The organism is Cellulomonas fimi (assembly GCF_012952065.1).
Taxonomy (GTDB): Bacteria; Actinomycetota; Actinomycetes; order Actinomycetales; family Cellulomonadaceae; genus Pengzhenrongella; species Pengzhenrongella fimi_A.
In genome coordinates this window covers 18,181-36,870 of sequence record NZ_JABCJJ010000019.1, presented here as the reverse complement: position 1 = coordinate 36,870, position 18,690 = coordinate 18,181, and the positions used below count along the sequence as shown (strand labels likewise).

The 18,690-nt window shown below is 72.3% G+C and carries 13 protein-coding genes; 3 read left to right on the top strand and 10 right to left on the bottom strand.

Annotation, left to right across the window (positions count from 1 at the left end):
• Nucleotides 1-10 precede the first annotated feature (10 nt).
• Genes HIR71_RS11935 through uvrC form a run of 3 tightly spaced genes read right to left on the bottom strand, consistent with a single transcriptional unit; the run spans nucleotide 11 to nucleotide 4,014 of the window.
• A complete protein-coding gene (locus tag HIR71_RS11935; RefSeq protein ID WP_169325296.1) occupies nucleotides 11-1,000 on the bottom strand; it encodes a gluconeogenesis factor YvcK family protein in 990 nt (329 codons plus the stop codon).
• A gap of 3 nt (nucleotides 1,001-1,003) precedes the next feature.
• Nucleotides 1,004-1,948, bottom strand: a complete 945-nt coding sequence (gene rapZ, locus HIR71_RS11930; protein WP_169325295.1) for an RNase adapter RapZ — start codon at nucleotides 1,946-1,948, stop codon at nucleotides 1,004-1,006.
• The gene (gene uvrC, locus HIR71_RS11925) at nucleotides 1,945-4,014 is read right to left on the bottom strand and encodes an excinuclease ABC subunit UvrC (protein WP_169325294.1); all 2,070 of its coding nucleotides are present in this window, start codon (nucleotides 4,012-4,014) and stop codon (nucleotides 1,945-1,947) included. The genes rapZ and uvrC overlap by 4 nt, the downstream gene beginning before the upstream one ends.
• A 94-nt stretch (nucleotides 4,015-4,108) precedes the next feature.
• Between uvrC and HIR71_RS11920 the strand changes: the two genes are divergently transcribed.
• Complete coding sequence (locus tag HIR71_RS11920; protein WP_169325293.1) at nucleotides 4,109-4,603, top strand: OsmC family protein; 495 nt, start codon at nucleotides 4,109-4,111, stop codon at nucleotides 4,601-4,603.
• A 5-nt stretch (nucleotides 4,604-4,608) separates the two neighbouring features.
• Here the strand turns inward: HIR71_RS11920 and uvrA are convergent, their stop codons facing one another.
• Entirely contained in the window at nucleotides 4,609-7,620 is a 3,012-nt protein-coding gene (gene uvrA, locus HIR71_RS11915) for an excinuclease ABC subunit UvrA (RefSeq protein WP_169325313.1), read from the bottom strand.
• Between the two features lie 24 nt (nucleotides 7,621-7,644).
• Here uvrA and HIR71_RS11910 point away from each other — a divergent pair, with 24 nt between their 5' ends.
• Complete coding sequence (locus tag HIR71_RS11910; protein WP_169325292.1) at nucleotides 7,645-8,352, top strand: MBL fold metallo-hydrolase; 708 nt, start codon at nucleotides 7,645-7,647, stop codon at nucleotides 8,350-8,352.
• 33 nt (nucleotides 8,353-8,385) lie between these two features.
• Here the strand turns inward: HIR71_RS11910 and HIR71_RS11905 are convergent, their stop codons facing one another.
• Entirely contained in the window at nucleotides 8,386-9,540 is a 1,155-nt protein-coding gene (locus HIR71_RS11905; RefSeq protein ID WP_169325291.1) for an acyl-CoA dehydrogenase family protein, read from the bottom strand.
• Between the two features lie 533 nt (nucleotides 9,541-10,073).
• On the opposite strand from HIR71_RS11905, the gene HIR71_RS11900 reads away from it, so the two are divergent.
• Nucleotides 10,074-11,408 (top strand): extracellular catalytic domain type 1 short-chain-length polyhydroxyalkanoate depolymerase, encoded by a 1,335-nt coding sequence (locus HIR71_RS11900; protein WP_249051820.1) that lies wholly within the window; start codon nucleotides 10,074-10,076, stop codon nucleotides 11,406-11,408.
• 53 nt (nucleotides 11,409-11,461) lie between these two features.
• Here the strand turns inward: HIR71_RS11900 and uvrB are convergent, their stop codons facing one another.
• From uvrB to HIR71_RS11875, 5 genes are all read right to left on the bottom strand, one after another.
• Complete coding sequence (uvrB, locus tag HIR71_RS11895) at nucleotides 11,462-13,561, bottom strand: excinuclease ABC subunit UvrB (RefSeq protein ID WP_169325289.1); 2,100 nt, start codon at nucleotides 13,559-13,561, stop codon at nucleotides 11,462-11,464.
• A 53-nt stretch (nucleotides 13,562-13,614) separates the two neighbouring features.
• On the bottom strand, nucleotides 13,615-14,241 hold the full coding sequence (coaE, locus tag HIR71_RS11890) for a dephospho-CoA kinase (protein WP_169325288.1): 627 nt from the start codon (nucleotides 14,239-14,241) through the stop codon (nucleotides 13,615-13,617).
• Nucleotides 14,242-14,351: 110 nt separating this feature from the next.
• Nucleotides 14,352-15,245 carry a siderophore-interacting protein gene (locus tag HIR71_RS11885; RefSeq protein WP_169325287.1) on the bottom strand — a complete coding sequence of 298 codons (894 nt, stop codon included), beginning with the start codon at nucleotides 15,243-15,245 and terminating at the stop codon, nucleotides 14,352-14,354.
• 83 nt (nucleotides 15,246-15,328) lie between these two features.
• Entirely contained in the window at nucleotides 15,329-16,810 is a 1,482-nt protein-coding gene (rpsA, locus tag HIR71_RS11880) for a 30S ribosomal protein S1 (protein WP_169325286.1), read from the bottom strand.
• Between the two features lie 155 nt (nucleotides 16,811-16,965).
• Entirely contained in the window at nucleotides 16,966-18,687 is a 1,722-nt protein-coding gene (locus HIR71_RS11875) for a dipeptide ABC transporter ATP-binding protein (RefSeq protein ID WP_311836249.1), read from the bottom strand.
• Nucleotides 18,688-18,690: the final 3 nt, after the last annotated feature.

Genomic DNA, 18,690 nt, shown 5'->3' with positions numbered 1-18,690 from the left:
ATCCTGCCACCTACCGCGCGGCCGTCCCGACGTCCCCGAGGAAGTCGTCGAACACGTCCCGGTACGCCGCGGCGAGCCGCAGCGGGTCGTGCCGAGCGCTCCCGTCGCCACGCCGGACCTGGCGCAGGAGCAGGCGTGCCCCGAGGTCCCGCGCGGCCCTGACCAGCGGTTCGACCTCCTCGACGGACCCCGGGTCGGCGACGACGGCGTCGATCCGCAGGTCGGGCGCGTGCCGGTGCAGCACCTCGAGGTGCTCGGCCGCAGACATCCCGTCCGTCTCGCCGTGCTCCTCGGGCGACAGGTTCATGGTCACGCACCGCCGGGCCGGGGTCCGGTGGAGCGCCGCCGCCAGCTCGGGGACCAGGAGGTGCGGCAGCACCGAGGTGTACCAGGAGCCCGGCCCGAGGATCACCCAGTCGGCCGACTCGACGGCCGCCACCGCCTCCGGGCAGGCGGGCGGGTCGGGCGGCAGCAGCCGGATCTGCGTGATCCGTCCGTCCGCGACGGCGACCGAGCTCTGCCCGCGGACGACGCGCTCGCGCCCACCCTCCGCCCCGACCGTCGTGACGACGTCGGCCTCGATCTCGAGCGGGACCGCCGCCATCGGGAGCACGCGGCCGCGAGCCCCGAGCAGGCGGCCCACCCAGTCCAGCCCGGTGACCGTGTCGCCGAGCTGCTCCCAGAGCGCGACGATCAGCAGGTTGCCCACCGCATGCTGGTCGAGGTCGCCGCTCGAGCGGAAGCGGTGCTGGAGGAGGTCGCGCCACGTGCGGCCCCACTCGGAGTCGTCGCACAGCGCCGCGAGGGCCATCCGCAGGTCGCCCGGCGGCAGCACCCCGAGCTCGCTGCGGAGCCGGCCCGAGGACCCGCCGTCGTCGGCCACCGTGACGACGGCCGTCAGGCGCTCCGACATCAGCCGCAGGGCCGAGAGGGTCGCGGAGAGTCCGTGCCCGCCGCCCAGCGCGACGACCGCGGGCCCGAGGCCCTGGCTGCCGGGCACGCGCTACTCCTTGCCGAGGTCGCGCGCGCCGACGATCACGTGCTGACCACGCGCACGGAGCTCGGCGCCGATCACCTCGCTGACGGCCACCGACCGGTGCTTGCCGCCCGTGCACCCGACGGCGATGGTGACGTACCGCTTCTCCTCCTGCAGGTAGCCGGCGAGCACGGGCTCGAGCGCGGCGACGTACCGCTCGATGAAGACCTGCGCGCCGGGCAGGTTGAGCACGTAGTCGCGCACCGGGGCGTCGCGGCCCGAGAGGTGCCGCAGCTCCGAGACCCAGTACGGGTTGGCGAGGAACCGGACGTCGACGACGTGGTCGGCGTCGAGCGGGATGCCGTACTTGAACCCGAAGGAGATGACGTTGATGCGCAGGGCGGTGTCGGCGGCGCCCGCGACGACGGCGCGCACCTCCCGCGCGAGGTCGTGGACGTTGAGCTCCGACGTGTCGATCAGCACGTCGGCCTGTTCCTTGATGTGCTCGAGGAGCATGCGCTCGGCGCCGATGCCGTCGAGGATCCGGCCGTCCCCCTGGAGGGGGTGCGGTCGGCGGACGCTCTCGTACCGGCGGACCAGCACCTCGTCCGAGGCGTCGAGGAAGAGGATCCGGTAGTCGGTCCCCGCCTGCCGCAGCGACGTCAGGACCTGCGCGAGGTCCGCGAAGAACTCGCCCCCGCGCGCGTCCACGACCGCCGCGAGCCGCTGCACGCCACCGCCGGGGGCGCCACGCTGCATCATCCCGACGAGCGGCGTGAGCATCTGCGCAGGCAGGTTGTCGACGACGTACCAGTCGAGGTCCTCGAGCACCGCGGCGGCGCGCGTGCGGCCCGCGCCGGACATGCCGGTGATGATGAGGACCTGGGCCGCGCTGAGCCGCGGCGCCGGGGTGGTCGCCTCGAGCGCGGGGATGCCTTGGGGAACGGTGATCGGGTCGGGTTCTCCGGTCATGCCTCCAGCATGCCAGGCACCTCGCGCCGATCGGCGTCCGGACCCGTCGCCGCCGGTGTCCCGCCCAGCGCGGCGACCACGGCCGCCGCGGTGCGCTCCCCCATCCCCGGTACGGAGGCGATCTCCTCGACCGACGCCGCCCGGAGCCGCTTGAGCGACCCGAAGTGGGTCAGCAGCGCCCGGGACCGGGCGGGCCCGAGCCCCGGGACGTCGTCGAGCGCCGACACCGTCATGGCCTTGCTCCGGCGCCTGCGGTGCGCCGTGATCGCGAACCGGTGCGCCTCGTCGCGCACGCGCTGGAGCAGGTACAGGCCCTCCGAGCTGCGCTCGAGGATCACCGGGTAGTCCTCGCCCGGCAGCCAGACCTCCTCGAGCCGTTTCGCGAGACCGCACAGCGCGACGTCGTCCACCCCCAGCTCCGCGAGCGCGCGCGCCGCCGCGGCCACCTGGGGCGGGCCGCCGTCGACGACGACGAGGTGGGGCGGGTACGCGAACCTCGACGGGCGGCCACCGACCTCGGGCGGCACCGCACCGCTCGTCCCGGGGCTCCGCGCCTCTCCCGGCCCGCCGTCGAGCTCCAGGTCCCCCGACTCGGACTGCTCGGCGAGGTAGCGGCGGAAGCGGCGGGTGATGACCTCGTGCATCGCGGCCGTGTCGTCGCGCGCGCCGGTCCCGTCGGCCCCGCGGACGGCGAACGTGCGGTACTCGCTCTTGCGCGGCAGGCCGTCCTCGAAGACGACCATCGAGGCCATCTGGTGGGTGCCCTGCGTCGTCGAGATGTCGTAGCACTCGATCCGCAGCGGCGCGCTCGTCAGGCCGAGCGCCTCCTGGATCTCGCGGAGCGCCTGGCTCCGCGTGGTGAGGTCGCCGGCACGCTTGGTGCGGTGCAGCGCGAGCGCGTGCTCGGCGTTGCGTCGCACCGTCTCCGCGAGCTCACGCTTGTCGCCGCGCTGCGGCACCCGGATGTCGACGCGGCTCCCGCGTAGCCCCGCGAGCCACTCACCCAGCTGCGCGACGTCCGGCGGCAGCACCGGGACCAGCACCTCGCGCGGAACGGCACCCGAGCCTGCGAGCGACCGGGCAGCCGGCTCACCGCGCGAGCGGGAGCCCGCCCGCCCGAGCGCGGCCTCCTCCGCGCCGTAGACCTGCTGGAGGAGGTGCTCGACGAGCTCGCCGTCGGTCACGTCCTCGACCTTCTCGACGACCCAGCCGCGCTGGCCGCGGATCCGTCCGTCACGCACGTGGAAGACCTGCACGGCGGCCTCGAGGTCGTCGCCCACGAGCGCGAAGATGTCGGCGTCGGTGCCGTCCTTGAGCACGACGGCGTTCTTCTCGGTCGCGCGCTCGAGCGCACCGATGTCGTCGCGCAGGCGGGCGGCCTGCTCGTAGTCGAGGCTCGCGGCGGCCTCGCGCATGCGCTCGGTGAGCCGCCGGGTGAAGCGGGCGGTGTCGCCCGCCATGAACGCGCAGAAGTCCTCGGCGAGCGCGTGGTGGTCCTCGGGCGAGATGCGGCCCACGCACGGCGCCGAGCACTTGTCGATGTACCCGAGCAGGCACGGCCGGCCCTGCTGGTGGGCCCGCTTGAACACGCCCGCCGAGCACGTGCGCACCGGGAAGACCCGCAGCAGCAGGTCGACCGTCTCGCGGATCGCCCACGCGTGCGCGTACGGGCCGAAGTACCGGGTGCCCGGACGCTTGGCCCCGCGCATGACCTGGACGCGGGGGAACGTGTCGGCCAGCGTCACGGCCAGGTAGGGGTACGACTTGTCGTCGCGGTACTTGACGTTGAACCGGGGGTCGAACTCCTTGATCCACGAGTACTCGAGCGCGAGCGCCTCGACCTCTGTGCCCACGACCGTCCACTCGACCGACGCCGCCGACGTGACCATCGACTGGGTGCGCGGGTGCAGCGCCGCGAGGTCCTGGAAGTAGCTGCCGAGACGCGAGCGCAGGTTCTTCGCCTTGCCGACGTAGAGGACACGGCCGTGCTCGTCGCGGAACCGGTAGACCCCCGGCGAGTCCGGCACCTGCCCCGGCGCGGGGCGGTACGTCGCGGGATCAGCCATGGGGACGAGCCTAGTTCGGGTTGCCGAGGGGTTCCGCCGACGCGTCGGACCAGCGACCCGGCCGGTCAGCCACCCAACCCGGTACGGTGCACGGATGGGCGCCCTGCACTCGTACGCCGTCGGGGTCGAGTGGACCGGTGCCGGTGCCACCGGCACCGTGAGCTACACGGCGTACAGCCGCGACCACGACGTGCTGGTCGAGGGACGGCCGCCCCTGGCCGCCTCGTCCGACCCGGTCTTCCGGGGCGACCCGACGCGGCACAGCCCCGAGCAGCTGTTCGTCGCGTCGCTCGCGCAGTGCCACATGCTGTGGTTCCTGCACCTCGCCGCGCAGGACGGTGTCGTGGTGGTCGGGTACACCGACGAGGCCGTCGGCACGATGCGCGTCGAGTCCGCCGGCGCCGGTCAGTTCACCGAGGTCGTGCTCCACCCCCGCGTCCTGGTCCGGCAGCCGGCGTCGTCCGAGGCACCGGTGACCGATGCGCGCCTGCGCACGCTCCACGAGCGGGCGCACGACCACTGCTTCATCGCGCGGTCGGTGAACTTCCCGGTGCTGCTCGAGCCGACGCCGGTGACGCCCACCGCCTGAGCCCGTCAGCTGGCCTTGGCGGCCGCCCGCGCCTTCGCGCTCCGCGCGGGAGCCTTCGGAGCAGCGGACCGCACGCCGTCGCCCTGCGAGGCGCCGTTCGACGCCGCCTTCCCGGTCCGCCTCGGCTGCGCCACGGCAGGTCCCGCCTGGAGCGCCTCCGCGAGGAACCGCCCGGTGTGGCTGCCCTCGGCGGCCGCGACCCGCTCCGGGGTGCCCTCCGCGACGACCCGACCGCCGCCGCTGCCGCCCTCGGGCCCCATGTCGATCACCCAGTCGGCGTTCTTGATGACGTCGAGGTTGTGCTCGATGACGAGCACCGTGTTGCCCTTGTCGACGAGCGACTGGAGCACGCCGAGCAGCTTGCGGATGTCCTCGAAGTGGAGCCCGGTGGTCGGCTCGTCGAGGACGTACGCGGTGCGGCCGAAGGAGCGCCGCTGCAGCTCCGCGGCGAGCTTGACACGCTGCGCCTCGCCCCCGGAGAGCGTGGGCGCCGGCTGGCCGAGCCGTACGTAGCCCAGCCCGACGTCGACCAGGGTGTGGAGGTAGCGCGAGATCTTCGGGACGGCCGCGAAGAACTGCGCCGCCTCCTCGATCGGCATGTCGAGCACCTCGGCGACCGTCTTGCCCTTGAAGTGCACCTCGAGCGTCTCGCGGTTGTACCGCGCGCCGTGGCACACCTCGCACGGGACGTAGACGTCGGGGAGGAAGTTCATCTCGATCTTGAGCGTGCCGTCCCCCGAGCACGCCTCGCAGCGACCGCCCTTGACGTTGAACGAGAACCGTCCCGGGGTGTACCCGCGGACCTTGGCCTCGGTCGTCTCGGCGAAGAGCTTGCGGACGTGGTCCCACACCCCGGTGTACGTGGCGGGGTTGGACCGCGGGGTGCGGCCGATCGGGCCCTGGTCGACGTGCACGACCTTGTCCAGGTGCTCCGTGCCGGTGACCCGCTTGTGCCGGCCGGCAACCTGACGTGCACCGTTGAGCTCGTTGGCGAGCACCGTGTACAGGATCGAGTTCACGAGCGTGGACTTCCCGGAGCCGGAGACCCCGGTGACCGCGGTCAGCACCCCGAGCGGGAACGACACGTCGATCCCGGTGAGGTTGTGCTCCTTCGCGCCGATGACCTTGAGCTGCCGGCTCGGGTCCACGGGACGCCGGACCGCGGGCATCGGGATCGAGCGCCGACCCGAGAGGTAGGCGCCGGTGACCGACTCCTTCGACGCGAGCAGGCCGGCGAGGTCGCCCGAGTGGACGACCCGCCCCCCGTGCTCCCCCGCGCCCGGACCGATGTCGACGATCCAGTCCGCCGCCGTGATCGTGTCCTCGTCGTGCTCGACGACGATGAGGGTGTTCCCCAGGTCGCGGAGCCGGGTGAGGGTGTCGATCAGTCGTCGGTTGTCCCGCTGGTGCAGCCCGATGCTCGGCTCGTCGAGCACGTAGAGCACCCCGACCAGTCCGGAGCCGATCTGCGTGGCGAGCCGGATCCGCTGCGCCTCACCGCCCGAGAGGGTGCCGGCGGGACGCTCGAGCGAGAGGTAGTCGAGCCCGACGTCGAGGAGGAAGCCCAGGCGCGCCTGGATCTCCTTGAGCACCTGCTGCGCGATCGCACGCTCGCGCTCGCCGAGGTCGAGCCGGTCGAGGAAGGCGCGTGCCTCGCGGATCGGGAGCGCACACACCTCGGCGATCGAGGACCCGCCGACCTTGACCGCCAGCACCTCGGGCTTCAGCCGCGCGCCCCTGCACACGGGGCACGGGACCTCCCGCATGAAGCCCTCGTACCGCTCCTTGCTCCAGTCGGACTCGGTCTCCTTGTGACGGCGCTCCACGAACGTGATGGCGCCCTCGAACCCGGTCGAGTACTGCCGCTCGCGGCCCCACCGGTTCTTGTACCGGACCTTGACCTCGTGGTCCTGGCCGAAGAGCACCGCCTCCTGCGCCCGCTGCGGGAGCGCGCGCCAGGGCACGTCCATCGAGAAGCCCAGGTCCTTCGCGAGCGCGGACAGGACGCGGGTGAAGTACTCGGCCGAGGTCTGGGCCCACGGGGCGACGGCGCCCTCGGCGAGGGAGAGGTCGTGATCGGGGACGATCAGATCGGGGTCCACCTCGAGCCGGCTCCCGATCCCTGTGCACTCCGGGCACGCCCCGTACGGCGCGTTGAACGAGAACGTGCGCGGCTCGATCTCCTCCAGCGTGAGCTGGTGGTCGTTCGGGCACGCGCGGTGCTCGGAGAAGCGGCGTTCCCGCTGCGGGTCGTCGGCGTCGGCGTCGACCAGCTCGACCACCACCAGACCCCCGGCCAGCCCGAGCGCGGTCTCGACCGAGTCGGTGAGCCGGCGGCGCACCCCCTCGCGGGCCACGAGCCGGTCGACCACCACCTCGATGTCGTGCTTGAGCTTCTTCTCGAGCGTCGGCGGCTCGGTCAGCTGCGCCACCTCGCCGTCGACCCGGACGCGGGCGAAGCCCTTGCTCTGGAGCTCCCGGAACATGTCCGCGTACTCTCCCTTGCGGCCGCGGACCACGGGCGCGAGCACCTGGTACCGGGTGCCCTCGGGCAGCTCGAGCAGCCGGTCGACGATCTGCTGCGGAGTCTGCGCGGTCACCCGCTCGCCGCACACCGGGCAGTGCTGGGTCCCGGCCCGCGCGAAGAGCAGGCGCAGGTAGTCGTAGACCTCGGTGATCGTGCCGACGGTCGAGCGCGGGTTGCGGTTCGTCGACTTCTGGTCGATCGACACCGCGGGCGAGAGCCCCTCGATGAAGTCGACGTCCGGCTTGTCCATCTGGCCGAGGAACTGTCGGGCGTACGACGAGAGCGACTCGACGTAGCGCCGCTGGCCCTCCGCGAAGATGGTGTCGAAGGCGAGGGAGGACTTCCCGGAGCCGGAGAGGCCGGTGAAGACGATCAGCCCGTCCCGGGGGAGATCGAGATCCACGTTGCGTAGGTTGTGCTCTCGGGCACCCTGGACCACCAGTCGATCATTCACTGGTTCATGGTACGGCGGATCGCCCGGAACGTACATCTGTTCGAACGCGAGGTGCGTCACGTGACCTACACCGGGACCGTCGTCGGCGGCGCCACCGCGGTCCGCGAGCTCGACGAGGTCGTGGTCCGCAAGCTCTCCGTCGGGCCGATGGACAACAACGCCTACCTCGTCACCTGCCGTGCGAGCGGCGCCCAGCTCCTGGTCGACGCGGCGGCCGAGCCCGACCGCCTGCTCGACCTCGTCCGCGCCGGATCGCGCTCGGCCCGGCTCGACGCAGTCGTCACGACGCACCGCCATCCGGACCACCACGGCGCCCTCGCCGCCGTCGTGGCGGTCACCGGCGCTCGCACCGCGGCCGGGGCGGACGACGTGGCGGGGATCCCGGTGCCCACGTCACGTCCGCTCGCGCACGGCGACGTGCTGACCGTCGGGCACGTCACGCTCGACGTCGTCGGCCTGCGGGGGCACACGCCAGGCTCCGTCGCGCTCGTCTACCGCGAGCCCGAGCGGCGGCCGACCGGGGGGCCGGGGACCCCGGACGCGGTCCCCGGGCGCGCGCACGTGTTCACCGGCGACTCGCTCTTCCCCGGCGGCGTCGGCAGCACGCAGGGTGACTCGAGCCGCTTCGCGACGCTGCTCGCCGACGTCCGGAGCCGACTGTTCGCGCGGTTCGACGACGCGACGTGGGTCTACCCCGGGCACGGTGCGGACACCACGCTCGGCGCGGAGCGGGCGCACCTCGACGAGTGGGAGGCGCGCGGCTGGTGAGGGCCCGAGCCGCCGCCGGCCACGGCCCGCGGCTCAGCGCTCGAGCGGGCCCAGGTAGGCGTTCGCGACGGTGGCGTGCGCCGACTCCTCGTCGGACGGGTGGAAGATCCCGGCGAGCACGTCGCGGTACAGCCGGCCGAGCTCGCCCGAGGACCCGTACGACGCCCCGCCCGAGACCCGTAGCGCCTGGTCGACGACGTAGCGGGCGCCCTCGACCGCGCGCACCTTGATGCCGACGAGCTTGGGGAACCAGAGCGGACCGTGGTCGACGAGCTCGTCGACGTCGCGCGCCAGGCTCTCGACCTGGATCTCGACGCCGTCCTGCACGATCGCCGCCTCCGCGACCTTCCACCGGATGTCCGGGTCCTGGGCGTACGTCCGGCCGCCGTTCTTCATGGACGTGCGCCGGTGCGACGCCGCGACGCCCAGCTCGACGGCGCGCCTACCGATACCGGTGTAGACGGCCGCGAGCAGGATCTCGAAGGCGGCGAACAGCGAGAACATGAAGAGGTCGCCGCTCGGTCCCGCCGGCAGCCGCCGGTGCACACGGTCCGCGGGAGCACGGACCCCCGTGAGCACCGTGGTGCAGCTCTGCGTGGCGCGCATGCCGAGCACGTCCCAGTCGTCCAGCACCTCGATCCCCTCGGCGTCGCGCGCCACGACCGCGTGGACCAGGAGGGGCGCGTCCGGGTCCGTGTCGTCGCGGCCGAACGTCGCGAGCCGCGTCCACACCGGTGAGAGCGACGTGAAGATCTTGGTGCCCGTGTACCGGTAGGAGCCGTCCGCCTGCGGCTCGGCCCGCGTCCGCGAGTCGAACATGACCAGGTCGTTGCCCGCCTCGGAGTTCCCGAAGGCGTAGACCTCGCCGCGGGCGGCGTCGTCGAGCACGAAGTCCAGGGCGGTCTCGCCGCGGTCGGCCTGGATCGCCGCGAGGCCCGTGACGACGAGGTGCATGTTGACGGCGAGGGCCGTCGCCGGCGCCGCGGCCGCGAGCCGCATCTGCTCGCGCGCGACCTCCCGCAGCGTCAGCCCGGCCCCACCGCGCTCCACGGGCACGAAGGCGCGCAGGTAACCCGCGGCCGTCAGGTCGGCGAGGTCCTCGTGCGGGAACGTGTTCGACGCGTCGTACCCGCCTGCGCGGGACCGGATCGTGTCGAGCAGCGCCTCGCTGAGGAGTGGCCGCCTCACCTGCTCGGAGCCCGCCCGGGGGCCCGACGGCGGGGACGACGACGAGGTGGTAGAGCGATCACGCACGGGGACCTCCGGTGGGTCGACGACGCCCCGACGCTATCCCGACGACCGCTGCAGCGCCGAGGCCCGCGGCATTGCTGAGAACTGAATCGCCTATCAGGTTCCGCTTGTGGGGGACATCACGGCGGTTTACGGTGGTCGACGATTCGGACACCGTCGTCCGGATGGTCCGGACGGTGCAGTCCGGGCGCGGTCCACCGAAAGGCCTGGTGACGATGTCCAGAGCACGTGCACGCGCCACCACCCGCTCGTCGTCCGCACGCGCCTCGTCCGCACGCGCCTCGTCCTCACGCGCCCTGTCCGCACGCGCCTTGTCGGCGCTCGGGGCCGCGCTGGCGCTCGCGCTGGTTCCGGCAGCGCTGGCGCCCGCGGCGGCGCTCGCGTGTCCCCCAGGGTTCGAGACGCTTCCCGGGTGCGGCGGCGCAGGCGGAGGAAGCGCCGCGGGCTGGAGCTCGGAGAGCACCGCCGGGATGAACGTGAAGCTCTACGTCCCGCGCTCGGCGCCGGTCCTCGACGGCCAGCGGGCGCTCATGATCACGCTGCACGGCTGCATCCAGACCGCGTCGGCCCTGGCGACGAGCGGCAACTGGACCGCGACGGCGGACGCGTACGGCATGGTCGTCGCCGCCCCGGACGCGCCCAACGGTGGTGTGATCGCCGGCTGCTGGGACTACTACGACACGAACCACAGCAGCTCGAACCCGTCGCGTCACGACGACAACCTGATCCAGCTCGCCGAGACGCTCATCGGGCGCTCCGAGCTCACCATCGACCCCGACCAGGTCTACGTCTCGGGCCTGTCGTCCGGCGGCGGGCAGGCCATGGTCATGGGGTGCCTGCGGCCTGACCTCTTCGCCGGCATGGGCCTCAACGCTGGGCCCACGGTGGGGACGACGTCGGGCCAGATCGGGTCGGTCGCCTCGGACCTCGCGAAGGGCAGGCGCACCTGCACCACGTTCGCGGGCTCGAACGCGTCGGACTTCAGCACGCAGCTCACGTCGGTCGTCTACGGCGACAACGACACGGTCGTCGCGCCCGGGTACAACCGCCTGAACGCGGAGATCATGGCGAGCATCTACGGCGCGAGCTCGAAGTCGAGCTTCTCGCTCTCGTCCCTCGCCGGCAACAACACCGCCGGCTCGGGAACGCTCTACGAGGACGCGCTGGGGTCGCGCGTGTCGCTCATCCAGAACACGGGGCTCGGCCACAACTGGCCCGCCGGCGCAGGCACGGGCGGCTCGTACATCTCGGCCGACAGCATCGACTACCCGGCGTACCTCACCGACTTCTTCTTCGACAACAACCGCCGCGTCGACGGTGACCGCCCCGAGGACAAGGAGGCCCCGACGGTCTCGGTCACGTCACCGGCCGACGGCGCCACGGTCACGGGCGACGTCGACGTGACCGCCACGGCGTCCGACGACGTCGGCGTGACCCGGGTCGAGCTCCTCGTCGACGGCGTCGTGCGCGCGACCGACTCGACCGCGCCGTACGCCTTCACGTGGGACACCGCCGGCAACGGCGGCACCCGCACCGTCGCCGCCCGCGCGTACGACGCCGCCGGGAAGTCCGCGACCAGCACCGTGACGGTCACCGTCGACGGGCCCGTCACACCGCAGAGCTACTGCGGCACGGCCACCAACGCCGAGCACAAGGCCGCAGGGCGCGCGATCAGCTACGGCGTCCACCCGTACAACCCCTACTACGCCGTGGGGTCGCAGGCCTACCTGGGTCAGGGCGACGCCACGAGGTCGACGCTCAAGGAGACCACGGAGGGCTCGTACTCGGTCGTCACCGCCTGCTGAGGGTGCTGGAGGGCATCGACGCCCCGGCAGTGACCGACGTCCGTCGAGCGCGTTCACGCAGTGGCGGCCTGCATCTGCCTGAGCTCGCGCTTGAGCCCCGAGATCTCGTCGCGCAGCCGCGCGGCCAGCTCGAACTGGAGCTCCGCTGCGGCCGCGTGCATCTGGTCGCTGAGCTCCTGGATGAGGTCGGCGAGCTCACCTGCCGCGGCACCCGCCAGACGGCTGCGCGCGTCCGCCGGAGCACCCTTCTGCCCGGGCACCGGCGCCTTGCCCCGGGTCGACCTGCGGTACCCGCCGGCGAGGAGCTCGGCCGTGTCGACGTCCTCACGTGCCAGCATGTCGGTGATGTCACCGATCTTCTTGCGCAACGGCGTCGGGTCGATGCCGTTCGCGCGGTTGTACGCGACCTGCTTCTCGCGCCGCCGCGCGGTCTCGTCGATCGCCTGAGCCATCGCCGGCGTGATCTTGTCCGCGTACATGTGGACCTGCCCCGACACGTTGCGCGCGGCACGGCCGATCGTCTGGATCAACGACGTGCCGGAGCGCAGGAAGCCTTCCTTGTCCGCGTCCAGGATGCTGACCAGGGAGACCTCCGGCAGGTCGAGGCCCTCCCGCAGGAGGTTGATGCCGACCAGCACGTCGAACTGCCCGAGCCGGAGCTCGCGCAGCAGCTCGACCCGGCGCAGCGTGTCGACCTCCGAGTGCAGGTACCTGACCCGGACGTCCTTCTCGAGCAGGTAGTCCGTCAGGTCCTCGGACATCTTCTTGGTGAGGGTCGTGACGAGCACGCGCTCGTTCCGCTCGACCCGCACGCGGATCTCCTCGAGCAGGTCGTCGATCTGCCCGGTCGTCGGCTTGACGACGACCTCGGGGTCGACCAGGCCGGTGGGTCGGATGATCTGCTCGACGGTGCCGTCGGCCATCGACAGCTCGTAGCTCCCGGGCGTCGCCGAGAGGTACACCGTCTGGCCGATGCGGTCCACGAACTCCTCCCAGCGCAGCGGGCGGTTGTCCATGGCGCTCGGGAGTCGGAAGCCGAAGTCGACCAGGTTGCGCTTGCGCGACATGTCGCCCTCGTACATCGCCCCGATCTGCGGCACCGTGACGTGGGACTCGTCGATCACCAGGAGGAAGTCCTCCGGGAAGTAGTCGAGCAGCGTGTGCGGCGCCGTCCCGGGCGCGCGCCCGTCGATGTGCCGGGAGTAGTTCTCGATGCCCGAGCACGAGCCGATCTGGCGCATCATCTCGATGTCGTAGGTCGTCCGCATGCGCAGCCGCTGGGCCTCGAGCAGCTTGTTCTGGCGCTCGAGCTCGTCCAGCCGCCCGGCCAGCTCGAGCTCGATCCCGCCGATCGCGCGTTCCATGCGCTCGGGACCGGCGACGTAGTGGGTGGCAGGGAAGAGGTACACGTCCTTCTCGGAGCGCACGACCTCGCCCGTGAGCGGGTGGAGCGTCTGGATCGCCTCGATCTCGTCGCCGAAGAACTCGATCCGGATCGCGAGCTCCTCGTAGACCGGGATGATCTCGACCGTGTCCCCACGCACGCGGAAGGTCCCCCGGGTGAACGCGATGTCGTTGCGCGTGTACTGCATCCCGACGAACCGGCGGAGCAGCTGGTCACGCTCGACCTGGTCCCCCACCGCGAGCCGGACCATCCGGTCGACGTACTCCTGCGGCGTGCCCAGGCCGTAGATGCACGAGACCGACGCGACCACGACGACGTCGCGCCGGGTCAGCAGCGAGCTCGTCGCCGAGTGACGGAGCCGCTCGACCTCGTCGTTGATCGACGAGTCCTTCTCGATGTAGGTGTCCGTCTGCGCGATGTACGCCTCGGGCTGGTAGTAGTCGTAGTACGAGACGAAGTACTCGACGGCGTTGTGGGGCAGCAGCTCCCGGAACTCGGTCGCGAGCTGCGCTGCGAGCGTCTTGTTGGGCGCCATGACGAGGGTCGGGCGCTGGAGCTTCTCGATGAGCCACGCCGTCGTCGCCGACTTCCCGGTGCCCGTCGCTCCCAGCAGGACCACGTCCTTCTCGCCCGCGGTCACGCGCTGCGTCAGCTCGGCGATGGCCGTCGGCTGGTCACCGGACGGGGTGTACTCGGAGACGACCTCGAACGGCGCGACGGTCCGTTGCAGGTCGGTGACGGGACGCATGCCTCAACCGTACGTCCCGCCACGGACACGCGTCCTCGGACGCAGAGCGGTGCTCACGCTCCGGCGTCCACCTCGGCGACCCGCTCCTCCTGGATCCGACCCCAGAGCTCGTCGACCTGGGCGCGCAGCGCCTCGACCGAGCCCGTGCCGTCGAGCACGACGTCGGCGACCGCGAGCCGCTGGTCCTCCCCCGCCTGCGCGTCGACCCGTTGACGCGCCTCGTCCTCGGTGAGGCCGCGCTCCGCGACGAGGCGCCGGATCCGGATCCCCGGCGGCGCCTGCACCACCACGCGCAGGTGGAAGGAGTCCGCGAGGCCCGACTCGACCAGCAGGGGGACGTCGTGCACGACGACCGCCCCCGCGGCGCCCGCGGCCGCGGCCGCCTCGCGCTCGGCGGCCAGCCGTCTGACCTCCGGGTGCACGACGGCGTTGAGCCTCGCCAGCGCGTCCGGGTCGGCGAAGACGACCTGGGCGAGCGCCGGTCGGTCGAGCGAGCCGTCCGCGGCGAGCACCTCGGGCCCGAAGGCCTCGACGACCTCCTCGAGGCCCACCGACCCCGGCCGCACCGCCGCGCGCGCGAGCTCGTCGTAGTCGATCACCACCGCACCGAGCTCGGCGAGGTGGCTCGCGACCACCGACTTGCCTGCTGCGATCCCGCCGGTCAGTCCGATGCGTTGCATCGGCCCATCCTGGTCCACCCGCCACGACGGGCGCATCTGGGGGCCCGGACGCGCACCCGCCCGACCCGGCATGAACGGGCAGACGGGGGCCGCCGGGCACCCGGGGTCGGTCAGTCGCCGTCGGACGGGTCCAGCGGGGCGTGGTGGTCGAAGTCCGCGGTCCCCCGGCGCCAGTACCCCTGCACCTGGACCTGGTGCGGCGCCAGCTCGAGGACACGGCGCAGGTGGCGCCGCACGCCGACGAGCGAGCCCGCCTCGCCGCCCGCCCAGACGAACGTGCGAGCCCCGATGGGCCCGTGCGCGCGGATCGCCTCGTCGAGCACGCGGGACGTGCCGGGAGCGCCGTCCCGGACCAGCCAGTCCACCTGGGCGTCGTGGGTGACGTCGTCGAGGTACGCGGAGTCCTCCGCGGAGCCCACCTCCGCGAGCACGCGCGCCCTCGCGCCCTGCGGCAGCCGCTCGAGCCACCGCGCGATCGAGGGCAGCGCCGTCTCGTCGCCCAGGAGGAGGAAGGTGTCGAAGCCCGCGGGGACGGGCTTGGTGCTCTTGGGGCCGAACGTCACGAGCCGGTCACCCGGTGCGGCGCGCTCGGCCCAGGTGGACGCAGGACCGCCGTCGTCGTGGACGACGAGGTCGAGGTCCAGCTCGGGGCCGCCCGAGGCACCGTCGGGACGGAACGCGCGCGGCGTGTAGTCACGTGCCAGCGGGCGGCCCTCGCTCGGGGGCCGCAGCGCGCCGTCGGCCAGCGTGGGTGCGACCAGCGCGCCGCTCGCAGGGTCGGGGAAGAAGACCTTGAGGTGGTCGGTCGGCCCGATCGCGGCGTACCCGGCGAGCTCCTCCCCCGTGAGCGTCACGCGGACCATCCGCGGCGTGACGCGGCGCACGCCGACGACGGTCAGGTGCCGCACGGCCGGCGGCAACGGCACCTTCGTCCGCGCTGGTCGCCCGGAGGCATCGGCCGATGTGGCGGGTGCGGACGGGAGCATCGGAGCAGGGTGCGACATGCCAGGCAGCCTAACGCCGGCGGGGCCGGGCCCCCGAAGGTGCCCGGCCCCGCCGGCGTGCTGCTGTGCGGGCGAGCCGACTCTCAGTTCCCGGTGAGCTTCTCGCGGAGCGCTGCGAGCGCCTCGTCCGAGGCGAGCGTGCCCGCGACGTCCTCGACCGGGGCCGACGACGAGTACGACGACGCCGCGCCGCCGCTGTCGGACGCTCCGCCACCGGAGGCCGCCTCGAGGTCCGCCTTCGCGGCCTCGAGCACCTGCTTGCGGTGCGCCTCCCAGCGCTCGTGCGCCTTGGCGTACTGCGCCTCCCAGACCTCACGCTGCGCGTCGAAGCCCTCGAGCCACTCGTTCGTCTCCGGGTCGAAGCCCTCGGGGTACTTGTAGTTGCCCTGCTCGTCGTACTCGGCCGACATCCCGTACAGCGCGGGGTCGAAGTCCTCGCTGCCCGCGTCGATGCCCTCGTTCGCCTGCTTGAGCGACAGCGAGATGCGGCGACGCTCGAGGTCGATGTCGATGACCTTGACGAACACGTCGTCGCCGACCTGGACGACCTGCTCGGGCAGCTCGACGTGCCGCACGGCCAGCTCCGAGATGTGCACGAGGCCCTCGATGCCGTCCTCGACGCGCACGAACGCGCCGAACGGGACGAGCTTGGTGACCTTGCCCGGGACGACCTGACCGATCGCGTGGGTGCGGGCGAACGCCTGCCACGGGTCCTCCTGCGTCGCCTTGAGCGACAGGGAGACACGCTCACGGTCGAAGTCGACGTCGAGCACCTCGACCGTGACCTCCTGGCCGACCTCGACGACCTCGGACGGGTGGTCGATGTGCTTCCAGGAGAGCTCGGAGACGTGCACGAGCCCGTCGACGCCGCCCAGGTCCACGAAGGCACCGAAGTTGACGATCGACGAGACGACGCCGGGCCGGACCTGACCCTTCTGCAGCGTCTGGAGGAAGGTCGAGCGCACCTCCGACTGCGTCTGCTCGAGCCACGCGCGGCGCGACAGGACCACGTTGTTGCGGTTCTTGTCGAGCTCGATGATCTTCGCCTCGATCTCCTTGCCGACGTACGGCTGGAGGTCGCGCACGCGTCGCATCTCCACGAGGGAGGCGGGCAGGAAGCCACGCAGACCGATGTCGAGGATGAGACCACCCTTGACGACCTCGATGACGGTGCCGGTGACGACGCCGTCCTCCTCCTTGATCTTCTCGATCGTGCCCCAGGCGCGCTCGTACTGGGCGCGCTTCTTGGACAGGATGAGCCGGCCCTCCTTGTCCTCCTTCTGGAGGACAAGGGCCTCGACCGCGTCGCCGACCTTGACGACCTCACCAGGGTCCACGTCGTGCTTGATGGACAGCTCGCGGGAGGGGATGACGCCCTCGGTCTTGTACCCGATGTCGAGCAGGACCTCGTCGCGGTCGACCTTGACGATGGTGCCCTCGACGATGTCGCCGTCGTTGAAGTACTTGATCGTGGCGTCGACGGCGGCGAGGAAGTCCTCGGCCGAGCCGATGTCGTTGACGGCGACCTGCGGGGTGGCGGACTTCGCCGGGGTGGAGATGGTCATTGAGTGGTGTGCTCCGATGCGGACAGGGCCTAGTGCGGACAGGGAGTGTGCTGAGTGGTTTCCGGTGCGCGAACCCTCATGAGGACGTGCGACACCGGCGACCACCCTATCCGCGTCGGGCAGGAGGGGTCAAAGCGCGCGCCACCGCCGCCGCGTCAGCTCGCGACGCCGAGCTCGAGGCCCGCGCCGGGGATCGCGTCGAGCAGCATCTGCGTGTACGGCGTCTGCGGCTGGTCGAAGACGTCGTCCGCCGTGCCCTGCTCGACGATCCGGCCGTCCTGCATGACGCAGACGTGGTCGGCGATCTGGCGCACGACGGCGAGGTCGTGGCTGATGAACAGGTAGCTGAGGCCGAGCCGCGACTGCAGGTCGGCGAGCAGGCGCAGGATCTGCGACTGCACGATGACGTCCAGCGCCGAGACCGCCTCGTCGCACACGACGAGGTCCGGGTTGAGCGCGAGGGCCCGGGCGATCGCGACCCGCTGCCGCTGCCCGCCCGAGAGCTCCGCAGGGTAGCGACGCAGGAGCGTCGGCGAGAGGGCGACGTCGTCCATGAGCTCGTGCACGCGTTCGCGGCGCTGGGCGGCCGTGCCGAAGTCGTGCGCCCGCAGCGGCTCCTCGATCGTCCGGTAGATCGAGTACAGCGGGTCGAGCGACGCGTAGGGGTCCTGGAAGATCGGCTGGACCTGCCGACGGAACCGGACCTCCGCCGCGCGGTTCGCGCCCCCGACGCGCTCGCCGTTGAAGGTGATGGAGCCCGACGTCGGCGGGATCAGGTCGAGCATCATCCGGGCGACCGTGGACTTGCCCGAGCCGGACTCGCCCACGATGGCGACGGTCCGCCCGCGCGGGATCACGAAGCTCACGTCGTCCACCGCGGTGAACGCCTCGGTCCGGGAGAACAGGCCCTTGCCCCGCAGCTGGAAGACCTTCGAGACGCCCGAGACCTCGATGATGCTGTCGGTCCGGGTGCCGCCTGCCCCCTCGGTCGCGGCGTCGACCCCGTCCCCGTGGGAGACCGACAGCAGGTCCCGCGCGGCGACCGCCGCGAGACCGGTCACCTTCGCCAGCTGGATCCGGCGCGAGGCGAGCGACGGCGCGGCCGCGAGCAGACGCTGCGTGTACTCGTGCTGCGGGTCGCGCAGCAGCTCGAGCGCCGGGCCCGTCTCGACGACCTCACCCCCGTACATCACCACGATCCGGCTCGCACGCTCGGCTGCGAGGCCGAGGTCGTGCGTGATCAGCAGGACCGCCGTCCCGAGCTCCGCGGTCAGCTCGTCGAGGCGGTCGAGGATCACGCGCTGCACGGTCACGTCGAGCGCCGAGGTCGGCTCGTCGGCGATCAGCAGGCGCGGCCGGCACGAGAGCCCCATCGCGATGAGCGCGCGCTGGCGCATCCCGCCGGAGAACTCGTGCGGGTACTGGCGCGCGCGCCGCTCGGCGTCGGGCAGGCCGGCCTCCTCGAGCAGCTCGACCGCGCGACGGCGGGCGGCGGCCCCCCGGGCGACGCCGTTGTCCTCGAGCGCCTCGACGATCTGGTCGCCGACGCGCATGACGGGGTTGAGGTTCGACATCGGGTCCTGGGGCACCATCCCGATGTCGCTGCCGCGCAGGCGGGACGTCGCCGAGTGGGGCAGCGCCGCGAGATCCTGGCCGTCGAAGAGGATCTGCCCGCGGGTGACTGCGCCGTTCTCGGCCAGCAGGCCGATCACCGCCGCGGCGGTGGTCGACTTCCCCGACCCGGACTCCCCCACGATGGCGACCGTCTCGCCCGGGTGCACGTCGAACGACACGCCGCGCGCGGCCGGCAGCGAGCCCGCCTCGGTCGTGAACGTCACCTCGACGTCGCGCAGGCTGAGCAGCGGGGAACCCGTCACGAG